The organism is Duganella sp. GW821-FHT07F09 (assembly GCF_059418705.1).
In genome coordinates this window covers 136,299-150,409 of the sequence record NZ_JBWKQJ010000002.1, presented here as the reverse complement: position 1 = coordinate 150,409, position 14,111 = coordinate 136,299, and the positions used below count along the sequence as shown (strand labels likewise).

The 14,111-nt window shown below is 63.6% G+C and carries 12 protein-coding genes and 4 tRNA genes; 13 read left to right on the top strand and 3 right to left on the bottom strand.

Going from position 1 to position 14,111, the window contains the following annotated elements; all coding sequences use genetic code 11:
* Window positions 1–17: 17 nt before the first annotated feature.
* Window positions 18–818, bottom strand: coding sequence for an SDR family oxidoreductase (locus AC07P1_RS05690; RefSeq protein WP_494694881.1), 801 nt, complete (start codon window positions 816–818; stop codon window positions 18–20).
* A gap of 72 nt (window positions 819–890) precedes the next feature.
* On the opposite strand from AC07P1_RS05690, the gene AC07P1_RS05685 reads away from it, so the two are divergent.
* Together AC07P1_RS05685 and AC07P1_RS05680 are read left to right on the top strand one after the other, a co-directional pair.
* Window positions 891–2,042, top strand: a complete 1,152-nt coding sequence (locus AC07P1_RS05685) for a class I SAM-dependent methyltransferase (protein ID WP_494694880.1) — start codon at window positions 891–893, stop codon at window positions 2,040–2,042.
* A 162-nt stretch (window positions 2,043–2,204) separates the two neighbouring features.
* Entirely contained in the window at window positions 2,205–3,176 is a 972-nt protein-coding gene (locus tag AC07P1_RS05680; protein ID WP_494694879.1) for a J domain-containing protein, read from the top strand.
* On the opposite strand, the gene AC07P1_RS05675 is transcribed toward AC07P1_RS05680, so the two are convergent.
* Entirely contained in the window at window positions 3,173–3,649 is a 477-nt protein-coding gene (locus AC07P1_RS05675; protein ID WP_363500857.1) for a chemotaxis protein CheW, read from the bottom strand. The two genes, AC07P1_RS05680 and AC07P1_RS05675, sit on opposite strands and share 4 nt — an antisense overlap.
* Window positions 3,650–3,927: 278 nt before the next feature.
* Here AC07P1_RS05675 and AC07P1_RS05670 point away from each other — a divergent pair, with 278 nt between their 5' ends.
* Window positions 3,928–5,511 (top strand): DUF3369 domain-containing protein, encoded by a 1,584-nt coding sequence (locus tag AC07P1_RS05670; RefSeq protein WP_494694878.1) that lies wholly within the window; start codon window positions 3,928–3,930, stop codon window positions 5,509–5,511.
* A gap of 53 nt (window positions 5,512–5,564) precedes the next feature.
* On the opposite strand, the gene AC07P1_RS05665 is transcribed toward AC07P1_RS05670, so the two are convergent.
* Window positions 5,565–8,894: a bifunctional diguanylate cyclase/phosphodiesterase gene (locus tag AC07P1_RS05665; RefSeq protein WP_494694877.1), complete on the bottom strand. Its 3,330-nt coding sequence runs from the start codon at window positions 8,892–8,894 to the stop codon at window positions 5,565–5,567.
* 219 nt (window positions 8,895–9,113) lie between these two features.
* On the opposite strand from AC07P1_RS05665, the gene AC07P1_RS05660 reads away from it, so the two are divergent.
* The 10 genes from AC07P1_RS05660 to rplJ all read left to right on the top strand — a co-directional run bounded on the left by AC07P1_RS05660 (window position 9,114) and on the right by rplJ (window position 14,021).
* Window positions 9,114–9,198 (top strand) — tRNA-Tyr (locus AC07P1_RS05660).
* A 48-nt stretch (window positions 9,199–9,246) separates the two neighbouring features.
* Window positions 9,247–9,320 (top strand) — tRNA-Gly (locus tag AC07P1_RS05655).
* A gap of 54 nt (window positions 9,321–9,374) precedes the next feature.
* A tRNA-Thr gene (locus AC07P1_RS05650) sits at window positions 9,375–9,449 on the top strand.
* Between the two features lie 144 nt (window positions 9,450–9,593).
* Window positions 9,594–10,784, top strand: a complete 1,191-nt coding sequence (tuf, locus tag AC07P1_RS05645; RefSeq protein ID WP_090325678.1) for an elongation factor Tu — start codon at window positions 9,594–9,596, stop codon at window positions 10,782–10,784.
* Window positions 10,785–10,850: 66 nt separating this feature from the next.
* A tRNA-Trp gene (locus AC07P1_RS05640) sits at window positions 10,851–10,926 on the top strand.
* Between the two features lie 35 nt (window positions 10,927–10,961).
* A complete protein-coding gene (secE, locus tag AC07P1_RS05635) occupies window positions 10,962–11,345 on the top strand; it encodes a preprotein translocase subunit SecE (protein WP_471708483.1) in 384 nt (127 codons plus the stop codon).
* The gene (gene nusG, locus AC07P1_RS05630; protein WP_494694876.1) at window positions 11,345–11,974 is read left to right on the top strand and encodes a transcription termination/antitermination protein NusG; all 630 of its coding nucleotides are present in this window, start codon (window positions 11,345–11,347) and stop codon (window positions 11,972–11,974) included. The genes secE and nusG overlap by 1 nt, the downstream gene beginning before the upstream one ends.
* Window positions 11,975–12,096: 122 nt before the next feature.
* Window positions 12,097–12,528, top strand: a complete 432-nt coding sequence (rplK, locus tag AC07P1_RS05625) for a 50S ribosomal protein L11 (protein WP_090325685.1) — start codon at window positions 12,097–12,099, stop codon at window positions 12,526–12,528.
* Between the two features lie 2 nt (window positions 12,529–12,530).
* On the top strand, window positions 12,531–13,226 hold the full coding sequence (gene rplA, locus AC07P1_RS05620; protein ID WP_090325687.1) for a 50S ribosomal protein L1: 696 nt from the start codon (window positions 12,531–12,533) through the stop codon (window positions 13,224–13,226).
* A 261-nt stretch (window positions 13,227–13,487) separates the two neighbouring features.
* On the top strand, window positions 13,488–14,021 hold the full coding sequence (gene rplJ / locus AC07P1_RS05615; protein ID WP_494694875.1) for a 50S ribosomal protein L10: 534 nt from the start codon (window positions 13,488–13,490) through the stop codon (window positions 14,019–14,021).
* The last annotated feature ends 90 nt before the right edge of the window (window positions 14,022–14,111 follow it).

Below are 14,111 nucleotides of genomic sequence, written 5' to 3'. Positions count from 1 at the left end.
ATTTAAATTCTATTGATTCATTTGGCGAGGAACATCACGTCGCGCGGCAATGGCATCAGGTGCTGGCCGCCGTCGACCAGCAAGGTGGTGCCGGTCATGGCGCGCGCCGAGGCGGCGTAGACGACGCTGTCGGCGATGTCCTCGGGGGTGCTGGAACGGCCCAGCGGGGTTTGCCGGTGCGCGTTGGCGAAACCGGCTTCGGTCTGGTCGCCGGACACCATCGTGATGCCGGGCGCGATGCCGACCACCCGCACCGCCGGCGCCAACTGCTGCGCCAGCATCGTGGTGGCGGTGTGCAGCGCGGCCTTGGACAGGGTGTACGACAAAAAATCAGGATTGAGATTGTACAGTTTTTGATCGAGCAGATTGATGACGGCGGCCGGCTCGCCGCCGCCGCCGACCGTCGCCGCGTGCAGCGCCTGCGACAGCAGGATGGGCGCGGCGACGTTGGCGCGCATGTGGGCGTCGAGCCGGGCGGCGGTGAAATCGGCGGCGCTGTCGTAGTCGAACAGCGAGGCGTTGTTGACCACGCAGCGCACCGGCCCGAGGGCGGCGATGGCGCGCGGCAGCAGTTCGCGCACGGCCGCCTCGTCCGACAGGTCGCATTGCAGCGCGACGGCGCGTCGGCCTAGCGCGACGATGTCGGCCGCCACCTGGCGCGCCTCGTCCTCCGAGGCGCGGTAGTGCACCGCCACGTCCCAGCCGGCGCGCGCCAGCCCGAGCGCGATGGCGCGGCCGATGCGGCGCCCGGCGCCGGTCACGAGGGCGACGCGCGCGCCTTCCGGCGTTTGGGTGGAGGAGTGCTGCGTTGTTGTCATAGTCGCTGTTCAAAAAATGTTGTGGGCGTCACGTACTATCACGCACGGGCGCCGATTCGCTACAATGCCGGTATGTCCCTACCCGTACCTTCTAGCGACGCGCTGGCCGCGTCCCACGCCCTGCAGAACCTGATCGCCGCCGACATCGCACGCCATGACGGCGCGATTTCCTTCGCCCGCTTCATGGAGCTGGCCCTTTACGCGCCCGATCTGGGCTACTACAGCGGCGGCTCCGCCAAGCTTGGCAAAGATGGCGATTTTACAACCGCGCCGGAACTGACGCCGCTGTTCGGCGCCGCGCTGGCGCGTGTCGCAGCCGCTATTATCGCCCAAAGCGCGCCACGCATCCTCGAATTCGGCGCCGGCACCGGCAAGCTGGCGTTCGACATCCTGACCGCGCTGGCCGCCGACGGCGCCGCCGTCGAGCGCTATTTCATCGTCGAGCTGTCCGGCGAACTGCGGGCGCGCCAGCGCGAGCGGCTGCGCGATTTCCCGCAGGTGGAGTGGCTCGACGCGCTGCCGGACGCCTTCGACGGCGTCGTCTTCGGCAACGAGGTGCTCGACGCCATGCCGGTCCACCTGGTCACCAAACACCCGGAAGGCTGGCAGGAGCTGCGCGTGACGGTGCGCGACGGCCGCTTCGACTGGCTCGAGGCGCAGGCCGACGACGCGCTGCTGGCGCAGATCGAACGCCAGATCGCCGGCCACGCCGACCTGCCGGTCGGTTACGTCACCGAGGTGCACGGCGTGGCCTGCGGCTTCATGGCGACGCTGGGGCGCATGCTGCGCGACGGCGGCGCCAACGCCGCCTTCCTGTTCGATTACGGTTTCCCGGCGCACGAATACTATCTGGGCCTGCGCGCCACGGGCACGCTGATGTGCCACTACCGCCACCACGCGCACCCGGACCCGTTCTATTATCCGGGCCTGCAGGACATCACCGCCCATGTCGACTTCACGGCGATGGCGCTGGCGGCGCAGGACGCCGGCGCCGGCGTGCTGGCGTATCTGAACCAGGCCGGCTTCCTGATCGGCGCCGGCATCGGCGAACTGCTGATGCGCACGGACCCGTCCGACACGCGCAATTACCTGCCGCGGGCGGGCGCCGTGCAAAAACTGCTGTCGCCGGCCGAGATGGGCGAACTGTTCAAGGTCTTGGTGATAGGAAAGAACGTCACGTTGCCGGACGCCATCACAATGCATGACCGCAGTCACCGTTTGTAGACAAAATGGCACAATGGCCGGAAAAGCAAAGCCATTCGCTGCCTGATCGGTGGGATGGGCGGGCGAAGATCGGCTATGATGGAAGATCGAGCGCCGGTTTAACGCCATATTGGAACAATGGGAAAGATACACACTCACTATGACAACCTGAAAGTGTCGCGCATGGCGCCTCAGGAAGTCATACGTGCCGCCTACAAGGCCCTCAGCCAGAAATACCATCCGGACAAAAATCCGGGTGATGAAAAGGCTGCGCGCATCATGGCCATCCTCAACAGCGCCTACGACACCTTGTCCGACACCCAGCGCCGCCGCGAGCACGACGAGTGGATCGCCGCCGAGGAGTGGGAGATCGAGTGGCTCGAGAGCACCCGCAACGAGGACGGGCGCGGCGACAAGCACCGCCACGACGCCGACCGCTGGAATCCCGAGCCGCTCGACGACCCCCAACCGTTGCCGGCGCCGCTGCGCAAATGGAAGTGGTGGACCGCGCTGGCCGGCTGCCTGGTGGTGGGCTGGATCGGCGGGACGATGGCGTCCGAATCGGCGTTGCTGGAGGCGGCCCTGGGCGGCAAGGTGAGCAGCGGCGCCAGGGCGGAGGCGCAGCGCGCGGCCAAGGCCGACGCCCGCGAGCGCGACGACTGGGCCGGGCAGCGGCCGTTCTACCCGGAGGCAGACACCTCGCCGGCGCCCAAGGGTGCCCCGGTCAAGGTGGTGGCGATGTCGCAGATCGTGCTGCCCGGCGTCACGCCCGATTGCGACAACGACAGCCAGACCCTGGTCGCGCCCAATGGCGAGCCGTGGCCGGCCAACTCCGGCTATATCGAGGGCTTCACCATCGGCAACCGCGGCGACGACATCCAGCTGATGCTCGACAACGCCAACAACGCCTCGGCGGTGTTCATCAAGGTCTACGATGTCGAGCGGCGCGCCAATGTGCGCTACGCCTACGTGCAGGCGCACGACAAACTGATGGTCGACAAACTATCGAATGGCAAGTATGAGATCCGCTACCAGAACCTCGACCCCGGCGCCGGCCGCGGCGGCTGCTCCGGCGCCGGTCCCGGCACCGGCACGGCGCCCAGCCGCACCGCCGCCGCCCGCACCGGGGCGGACACGCCGGCGCTGAGCAACTAGCCCGCCGCCGTCTCCATCAATCCCATTTCCTCGCTCGACATCAGTTTGTCGATGTTCACCAGGATCAGCATGCGCTCGTCGATGGTGCCCAGGCCGATCAGGTAGTCGGAGCTGAAGGCGGTGCCCATCTCCGGCGCCGGCTTGACCTGCTCGGGCGTCAACGTTGTCACGTCCGACACCGAATCGACCACCATGCCGACCACGCGGCCGTTGATGTTGAGGATGATGACGACGGTGAACTGGTCGTACACCGGCTCGCCCAGGTTGAACTTGATGCGCATGTCCACCACCGGGATGATGATGCCGCGCAGGTTGATGACGCCCTTGATGAACTCCGGCGCGTTGGCGATGCGGGTGACGGCCTCGTAGCCGCGGATCTCCTGCACCTTGAGGATGTCGATGCCGTATTCCTCGGAGCCGAGCGTGAAGGCGAGGAACTCCCTGCCGGCGATATCGGATGCGTTTTCTTGCATGGCGATGGTCCTTGGTTGTGTGTCGATTTGTGTCCTGGTTCGGCCCGTCCCGGCACCTTGTTGTGGTCCTTGAAATATTGATCGGCGGTGGCGGCCGCCTCACAAGGGTAGCAGAGTCGGGGCGCCGTGACGAGCGTTCGAAAAATGCTGTTTAGTAAAAAGCGGCGCGCTGTTGCTATCGCTTCCACGGAGCTTGTCACAGGGGGGGAATCTGATTATGCTAGCCTAAGCTAAGGCACACGGCGCGGCCGGACGCCGGACCTTCCAGGAGATTGTGTATGACAGATTCAACCGCCTCAGACGACGACTGGCTGATCGAGGAAGATGAGGAAGTACAGCCGCCGGGAGGCGCGGGCGCTCCGGACCAGCGCCAATGGCGCGTGCTGATCGTCGACGACGACGTCGACGTCCACGCCGTCACGCGGCTGGCGCTGCGCAACGTCAGCTTCAAGGGCCGCGAACTCGAACTGTTCTCCGCCTACAGCGGGCGCGAGGCGTTCGAGATCCTGCGCGACACGCCCGACATCGCGCTGGTGCTGCTCGACGTGGTCATGGAGACCGACGACGCCGGCCTGATACTGGCGCGCCGCATCCGCGAGGAGCTGCACAACGCCATCGTGCGCGTGGTGCTGCGCACCGGCCAGCCGGGCCAGGCGCCCGAGCAGCGCGTCATCATCGAATACGACATCAACGACTACAAGGCCAAGACCGAGCTGACCACGCAGAAGCTGTTCACCACCGTGATCTCGGCGTTGCGCGCGTACGAGAGCCTCAACATGCTCGAACGCAGCCGCATCGGCCTGGGCAAGATACTGGCCGGCGCCACCAATCTGTACCAGATCCACTCGCTGCGCGAATTCGCCTCCGGCGTCCTCAATCAGGTCAGCGCGATCCTCGACGTCGGCTCCGACGGCGTGCTGTGCCTGATGCAGGGCGACACCGGCGTCACCAGCGTGGTGGCGGCCACCGGCGGCTACGCGCAACTGAGCGAGTCCGAGCTGATGCCCACCGGCCACCCGCTGTGGCCGACCATCGCCAAGGCCTTCGCCGAAAAGAAAAGCCAGTTCGATCATCCGGCCAACGTGCTGTTCATCCACACGCAGGAGAACCGCGAGGTGGCCATCTCGGTCACGCCGCCGTGGCCATTGGCGCAGATCCAGCGCGACCTGCTGGAGGTGTTCTGCCAGCGCATCGCGGCGGCGTTCGACAACCTGTACATGTTCGGGCAACTGCGCAAGGCGCAGGAGGCCACCGTGGTGGCGCTGGCCGACCTGGCCGAGTTCCGCGACAGCGGCACCGGCGGCCATGTGCGGCGCGTGCAGCAGCTGTCGTCGTCGCTGGCGGCGCGGCTGGCCGAACGCGGCTCCTATCCCGACGAGATCACGCCGCAGCTGCTGGAGATGATCGGGCTGGCGAGCATCCTGCACGACGTCGGCAAGGTGGCCACGCCGGACCACATCCTGCTCAAGCCGGGGCCGCACACGCCGGAGGAGCGCGTCGAGATGCAAACCCACGCGGCGGTGGGGCGCGCCATCCTGGAGCGCGCCGCCGGCATGGTCGACGGCGTCAGTTATCTGACGTACGGCGCCGCGATCGCCGGCGGCCACCACGAGCATTTCGACGGCAACGGTTATCCGAACCAGCTCAAGGGCACCGAGATACCGGTCGCCGCGCGCATCGTCGCCGTGGTCGACGTGTTCGACTCGCTGCTGCACGAGCGGCCGTACAAGGAACCGTGGCCGCACACCGAGGTGATGACCTACATCACCGAGCGCGCCGGCAAGCAGTTCGATCCGGAGGTGGTGGCGTCGTTGCTGGAGCTGATCGAGCGCGATCCGAGCATAGGACGCACGCCGGATTAGGCGGAACGCCTTAATCCGCCATGGCGCGCTACCGACGGCGCATGGATGGCGGATTACGCTGCGCTAATCCGCCCTACGTGCCTCCGTGGTTCCGCATCCGGCTCGTCCTCATTTGTCGCCATCGCCTCGAATTGCGCGGCCGGCATCGGCCGCGCGAACAAATACCCCTGCGCCTCGTCGCACTGTTTGGCGCGCAGGAAGTCGCGCTGCGCCTCGGTCTCCACTCCCTCGGCCACCACGCCCAACCCCAGCGAATGGGCCAGCGCGATGGTCGCCGCGACGATCACCGCGTCGTCCGGATCGGTCTCGATGTCCTTGACGAAGCCGCGGTCGATCTTGATGCGGTCGATGTCGAACAACTTCAAATAACTGAGCGACGAATAGCCGGTGCCGAAATCGTCGATCGCCACCTTGATGCCGCGCGAGCGCAGCTCGACCAGCAGCGCGCGGCTGCGCTCCGGGTCCTGCATCGCCGCCGACTCGGTGATCTCCAGTTCCAGCAGCGCCGGATCGATGCCCTGGCTGGCCAGCAGATGGTCCAGGTGCGGCAGCAGGCCGGCGCCGTGGCACTGGCGCGCCGACAGGTTCACCGCCAGCCGCAGATGCGCCAGCGGCGTGCCGCGCCACGCCGCCAGCAGGCCGGTGGCGCGCCTGAGCACCCAGTCGCCCAGCGGCAGGATCAGGCCCGACTCCTCGGCGATCGGGATGAAGCGGTCCGGCCCCACCATGCCCAGCTCCGGGTGGTGCCAGCGCAGCAGCGCCTCGGCGCCGATGATGCGCTGCGTGGCCAGCTCCACCTGCGGCTGCAGATACAGCTCGAACTCCTCCTGCTCGAGCGCCTGCCACAGGCGGTTCTCCAGCATCAGCCGCTCGTGGGTGGCGACGTTCATCTCGGCCGAGAAGAACTGGAAGTTGCCGCGCCCCTGGCTCTTGGCGGCATACATCGCGGTGTCGGCGTGGCGCATCAGGGTGCTGGCGTCCTCGCCGTCGGACGGGAACATCGCCACGCCCACGCTGGCGCCGCTGTGGATGGTCTTGCCCTCGAGCGGGTAGGGCTCGGTGAGCGATTCGACGATGCGCACGGCGATGTGGGTGACGGCGTCCGGCGTGACGCCGCCGGAGGTGACGACGATGAATTCGTCGCCGCCGAGGCGGGCGATGATGTCGACTTCGCGCAGCAGCTCGCGCAGGCGCTGGGCCACCGCGACCAGCAGCAGGTCGCCGGTCTGGTGGCCGTGGGTGTCGTTGATCTTCTTGAAGTGATCGAGGTCGATGAACAGCACCGCCGCCGCGCCGTGGGTGCGCCGCGCCTGCGCCAGCAACTGTTCCAGGCGCAGGTTCAGCGACAGGCGGTTGTCCAGCCCCGTCAGGGTGTCGTGGTGGGCCAGGCGGTGGATGCGCTCCTGCGCCATGCGCTGCTCGGTGAGGTCGTGCAGGATGGCGACGAACAGGTGCTCGTCGGGCAGCTCGACCTCGCTCACCGAGATCGCCAGCGGGAACTCGCCGCCGTCGCTGCGCCAGCCGGTCAGCGTGTAGTCGTGCGTGACGCCGCAGGCGATCATGCGCAGCAGGCCGGCCGCGTCGAGGCCGTCGGCCTCGCCGACCCCGACCGGGATCAGGCGCTCGAGCCGCAGGCGCGTCATCTGCTCGGGCGTGTAGCCGAACAGGCGCCCGGCGGCGGCGTTGGCCGACATCAGCAGGCCGTCGCCGTCGATGGTGAGGATGGCGTCGGCGGCCTTGTTCAAGATCGCCTGCAGCCGCGCCTCGCGCTCTCGCAGGCGCGCCGTGCTGTCCTTGACCTGCGCCTGGATGCGCGCCCGTTCGCCGCTGATGAGCAGCATCAGGGTGCCCAGCAAGCCGGTCAGCAGCAGGCCGCAGGTCAGCACGGTCCAGCTTTGCCAGCCGCGCTGCTGCTGCAGGTAGGCCGGCGTCGGCGCCAGGGTCAGCTCGTAGATGCGGCCGCCGAAGTGCAACTGGTGCTGGAAGTCGCCCGCCGCCGGCGCGCGCAGCAGGCTGTCGCGCAAGGTGCGGCCCGGGGTCTCGTCGTCCATGTCCTCGAAGCGCACTAAAAAGTGCTCGAACTCGGAGCGCTTGAGCGCCTGGTCGAGGTAGGCGTCGAACTGCAGCGCGATCAGCAGCGAGCCGACCGGCCGGTGCTGGGCGTTGTTGGGATACACCGTTTGCAGCAGCAGCACGCCGTGGCCGGGCAGGGTGCGCGCGAACTGCAGCGGCGCCGTCGCCGTCGGCTGGCCCGACTGGATCGCCCGTTCCAGCGCGGCGCGGCGCTGGTCCTCGGACAGGAAGTCGAGGCCGACGTAGTCGCGTCCCTCGGCCGGTTCGACGAAGGTGACCGGGAAGTAGCGCGGGCGCTGGGCCGCGCCGCGCAGGGCGCCGCTCAGCGAGCGCTCGCGGATTTCGAACGACGGCGCCACGTGCTGGCGCGCCCACGACTCGAAGGCGGCGCGGTCGGCGCCGGCCACCGGCATCAGCCAGGCCATCGACAGCAGCTCGGGGCGCTGGTCGAGATAGCCGTGCGCCAGGTTGCTGAAGTCGTCCGCGCCCAGGGTGCGGCTGGGATCGTTGAGCGCCTTGGCCATGGCGTAGATGAAGCGCTCGTGTTCGCTAAACTGCGCTTGCAGCAGGTCGCCGGTCTGCTGCGCCTTGAGGCGGAAGGTTTGCAGCTGCTGGTTGCTTTCCCATTTGTCGGCCTGCACGTAGATGGCGATGAAGGCGGCCGCCGACAGCACCAGCGGCAGGCCCACCAGCATGCGGCGGCGCTCCCACAGCGCGCGCGGGCGGCCGATGGCGATCCACGTCAGCGGCGCGCCCAGCAGCACGCCGATGGTGTCGCCCATCCACCAGGCCAGCCAGTCGCCCACCAGGCCGTCCCAGCGCAGCACGCCGGCCAGCAGCATGCCCGACAGCGAGACGGTGCAGGCAATCACGGTGACGCCGGCGGCCAGCAGGATGAAGCGCACCACGTCGCGCCCCGAGCCGATGGCCGGATCGATGTGGCGGCGGAACAGGCCGGCGCCCACCCAGGCTTGCAGCGCGGCACCGGCCGAGGTCGACAAGGCGCCAAGCAAGGCCGCCGTGGTGATGCCGTTGAAGCCCTGCCAGGACGGCACGAGGTTGACGCACAGCGAGCCGAGCGCCACTGCCGGCAGCAGCCGCATGCCGCCGACGGCGCAGGCGGCCAGGGCGATCCCGGCGGGAAGGAAGATCGGGGAGGCGTAGCCGGGCGGCAGCGCCAATAGCAGGCCGAGGCGGCCGGCGATCACATAGGCGGCCAGCAGGGCCAGGTTGGCGAGCACCGCATTGCGTCGGCCAAGGTCGGGGGAATTCGGCTGCGTGGTGTTCAACGGCGGGGCTCCCGGTCGCATGTATTGGTCGAAAAGCGGTCGATCGGCGGGCCGATCCGCGACCGATTGTATAGGAAATCATTCAACGTAAAAACAACACTTGCACTTTTGCACGCGGTCCAGTTAAAATCTCGCCCCGAAGCAGACGGTTCATCCTCAGGGACGCAAAATATCGCAGTCCAAGCGTTGTTGGAGGGTTGACAGGTCAAAGTAATTGCTTCATACTCTGCGGTTCCTCGCGGAGGGGTGGCCGAGTGGTTAAAGGCGACAGACTGTAAATCTGTTCTCTATGAGTACGCTGGTTCGAATCCAGCCCCCTCCACCAAGTTGTTGCGGTGAGACTGAGTAGCAAAAGTGAAATGAACGATACCTCGCGGGTGTAGCTCAATGGTAGAGCAGAAGCCTTCCAAGCTTACGACGAGGGTTCGATTCCCTTCACCCGCTCCAGTGTTGTTGCAATGCAGATGCGCAGGCAGGGCATCAAATGGCAGTACCCAATCAGCCCTTTTAGCTCAGTGGTAGAGCACTCCCTTGGTAAGGGAGAGGCCACGTGTTCAATCCACGTAAAGGGCACCAGAATTCGCAGTGCACAGGAAATAAGCAGCACGTCGGCAGATATATAGCAGTATCGCAGTAGCAAATTCAGCAAAAAATTCAGCAGTATTCACAGACAGTCGGGCGCGAGCCCGGGCAATCACACCAAATCGTTAGGAGTCTAAAATGGCAAAAGGTAAATTCGAACGGACCAAGCCGCACGTCAACGTCGGCACCATCGGCCACGTCGACCACGGCAAGACCACCCTGACCGCTGCGATCGCAACCGTTCTGTCGAAGAAATTCGGCGGCGAAGCTAAAGCATACGACCAGATCGATGCGGCTCCGGAAGAAAAAGCACGCGGCATCACCATCAACACCGCGCACGTCGAGTACGAAACCGCTGCCCGCCACTACGCACACGTTGACTGCCCAGGCCACGCCGACTACATCAAAAACATGATCACCGGCGCGGCACAGATGGACGGCGCGATCCTGGTTTGCTCCGCAGCTGACGGCCCAATGCCACAGACCCGCGAGCACATCCTGCTGGCCCGCCAGGTTGGCGTTCCATACATCATCGTGTTCCTGAACAAGTGCGACCTGGTCGACGACGCCGAGCTGCTGGAGCTGGTCGAAATGGAAGTTCGCGAGTTGTTGTCGAAATACGAATTCCCAGGCGACGACGTGCCTATCATCAAAGGTTCGGCCCGTATGGCGCTGGAAGGCAAAGAAGGCGAAATGGGCGTTGACGCGATCATGCGCCTGGCCGATGCACTGGATTCGTACATCCCTACGCCAGAGCGCGCAGTCGATGGCGCCTTCCTGATGCCAGTGGAAGACGTGTTCTCGATCTCGGGTCGCGGTACCGTTGTGACCGGTCGTATCGAGCGCGGCATCATCAAGGTCGGCGAAGAGATCGAAATCGTTGGTATCACCGACACCGTCAAGACCACTTGCACCGGCGTGGAAATGTTCCGCAAGCTGCTGGACCAGGGTCAAGCCGGCGACAACGTCGGTCTGCTGCTGCGCGGCACCAAGCGTGAAGACGTACAGCGTGGCCAGGTTCTGGCCAAGCCAGGTTCGATCAAGCCGCACAACCACTTCACCGGCGAGATCTATGTCCTGTCGAAAGATGAAGGCGGCCGTCACACCCCGTTCTTCAACAACTATCGTCCACAGTTCTACTTCCGTACGACTGACGTGACCGGTTCGATCGAACTGCCAGCGGACAAAGAAATGGTTATGCCAGGCGACAACGTGTCGATCACCGTCAAGCTGATCAACCCGATCGCGATGGAAGAAGGCCTGCGTTTCGCAATCCGCGAAGGTGGCCGTACCGTTGGTGCAGGTGTTGTTGCGAAGATCATCGCTTAAGGAATATCCGGCTTACCACCAGGGGCGTCTCTGGTGGTATAATCGATATCCTTTGTAGTTTTACGTAGGGACGTAGCTCAATTGGCAGAGCGTCGGTCTCCAAAACCGAAGGTTGGGGGTTCGATGCCCTCCGTCCCTGCCACCGTTTTCAGGTGCAGGGCACCGAAAGTAAATTAAATGTCAAATCAATCCGTGCAGACCGTCAGCACGTCGAATGACAAGATTAAGGTTGCACTGGCAATAGCCGTGGCAATCGCAGGCGTGGTGGGGTTTTATTACCTGTCAGACAAACCAGCTCTCGTACGCGCAGGCGCACTTGTAGCTGGTTTGGCTTTTGCCGTTCTGCTCTTGTGGACTTCGTCGACTGGCCGTGATTTCCTGAATTTCGCCAAAGAAGCCGTACGCGAGACGAAAAAGGTCGTTTGGCCTACCCGTCGCGAAGCAACCCAGATCACGGGCATCGTTTTTGCCTTCGTGCTGGTGATGGCGCTGTTCCTGTGGGGCACGGATAAGACGTTGGAATTCCTGTTGTACGATCTCATTCTGGGCATACGAAAATAATGAACGAAAACGTGCAAGATGATGCGGCAGGCGAACCGGTGACCGGCGACGTGCCGGCGACCGAAGCCGTCGCGGCGCCGGTAAGCGTTCCGGTGAGCAACAAGCGCTGGTACGTTGTTCATGCGTATTCCGGTATGGAAAAAAGCGTGCAGCGCGCGCTGACCGAGCGCGTCGAACGCGCCGGCATGCAAGACCAGTTCGGCCAGATCCTGGTGCCGACCGAAGAAGTGGTCGAAGTCAAGAACGGTCAAAAGTCCGTCACCGAGCGTCGTTTCTTCCCGGGCTACGTCCTGGTCGAGATGGAAATGACCGACGAGACGTGGCACCTGGTGAAAAACACCAACAAGGTGACCGGCTTCATCGGCGGCAAATCGAACAAGCCGACCCCGATTCCAGCGCGCGAGATCGACAAGATCATGCAGCAGATGCAAGAGGGTGTCGAGAAGCCACGGCCAAAAGTGCTGTACGAAGTGGGCGAGCAAGTCCGCATCAAGGATGGCCCGTTCACCGACTTCAACGGCAACGTCGAGGAAGTCAACTACGAGAAATCGAAAGTGCGCGTCTCGGTCACCATCTTCGGCCGCGCCACACCAGTCGAGCTCGAATTCGGCCAGGTCGAAAAAGTATAAACAACCGTTCGCCAGAACGGGCGACGGTGTAAAAACCCCGACAATCTGGCACCAGAGGAGCCCCGCCCCGCAATTGATCGCGTGGCGGGGCGCTACTACTCATACCCAAGATAGGAGCCATCATGGCAAAGAAAATCATTGGTTTTATCAAGCTGCAAGTGCCAGCTGGTAAAGCAAACCCATCCCCACCGATCGGTCCAGCGCTGGGTCAGCGCGGTCTGAACATCATGGAATTCTGCAAAGCGTTCAACGCGCAGACCCAGGGTATGGAACCAGGCATGCCGATTCCGGTCGTCATCACCGCGTTCGCCGACAAGTCGTTCACCTTCGTGATGAAGACGCCTCCAGCGACCTACCTGATCAAGAAACACTCGGGTATCACCAAAGGTTCGCCGAAGCCACATACCGACAAAGTCGGTAAGCTGACCCGCGCTCAAGCTGAAGAAATCGCTAAATTGAAAACCCCAGATCTGACCGCTGCCGACATGGATGCTGCTGTACGCACCATCGCTGGTTCCGCACGTTCGATGGGCATCACGGTGGAAGGTCTGTAATCATGGCAAAACTGTCCAAACGCGCAAAAGTTATCAAATCCAAAGTTGATAGCACCAAGACCTATGCATTCGACAATGCTGTTGCTCTGATCAAAGAACTGGCTACCGCCAAGTTCAACGAATCGATCGACGTGTCGGTACAGCTGGGCGTGGATCCTAAGAAGTCGGACCAGGTCGTTCGCGGTTCCGTCGTGCTGCCAGCCGGCACCGGCAAGACCGTTCGCGTCGCCGTGTTCGCTTCGGGCGAAAAAGCCGAGCAGGCTAAAGCCGCCGGCGCCGATGTTGTTGGTATGGAAGACCTGGCCGAGCGCGTCAAAGCCGGCGACATGCCTTTCGATATCGTCATCGCTTCGCCAGACACCATGCGTATCGTCGGTACCCTGGGTCAAATCCTGGGCCCGCGCGGCCTGATGCCTAACCCGAAGGTCGGCACTGTTACCCCTGACGTCGCTACCGCCGTGAAAAACGCGAAAGCCGGTCAAGTCCAGTACCGTACCGACAAAGCCGGTATCATCCACGCAACGATCGGCCGCAAATCGTTCGCCGACGCCGATCTGAAGAGCAACCTGGTTGCCCTGATCGACGCGCTGAACAAAGCCAAGCCGGCATCGAGCAAAGGTGTTTACCTGCGCAAGGTTTCCCTGTCGTCGACCATGGGCGCTGGCGTCCGTGTCGACCAGGCTACCCTGGCTGCCTAAGTTTTAAAAATCAAGTCCTCGTGCGGCTCAGTCGCATGGGGCAGTTCTTTGGGCTGGTCGAGACTGCTTGCAGTAGCGGCCAGACAATCAAAGACCGTTGGGCTCAGCGCAGCAGGCAGGCGCCGGGTTAATTGGATTTTCCGCCCAACGCAGATGGTGTACCCGATCAAGTTTCGTAGTCCATTGGACTCCTAAACCTCGGACGCCGTTGTTCGAACCGATGGCAGGCTTTTCGCCCGTCATCATTTAAGGAGGTTGACCGTGGGTCTCAATCTGAATGACAAAAAGGCCGTCGTCGCCGAAGTTTCCGCAAAAGTAGCAACTGCGCAAACTATCGTCGTGGCCGAATATCGTGGCATCCAGGTTGCTCACTTGACGCAACTTCGTGCCAAAGCGCGCGCTCAAGGCGTGTACCTGCGTGTGTTGAAAAATACGCTCGCTCGTCGCTCCGTCGAAGGCACGCAGTTCGCCAGCCTGGCAGACAGCATGACCGGTCCGTTGATCTACTCGATCTCGGACGATGCCGTTGCAGCAGCTAAAGTCATCGCTGACTTCGCTAAAACCAACGACAAACTGGTCATCACCGCAGGTAACTACGCAGGCAAACAGCTGGATAAAGCAGCTGTTACCGCGTTGGCGAGCATTCCTAGCCGTGAAGTCCTCATTTCGCAGTTGTTGGGCGTTATGCTGGCTCCGGTGTCGGGCTTTGCACGTGGTCTGGCTGCTCTGGCAGCGAAAAAATCCGAAGGCGCTCCTGTTGCAGAAGTTGCAACAGAAGAAGCCCCAGCCGCTTAATAGCGTCTGTGTCCCGGCGGGGTGGTAACACCTTGGTCGGGGCGGGTTTTTCTCAAGTACCAATCTGATGTACTAACGAATCAATAAATT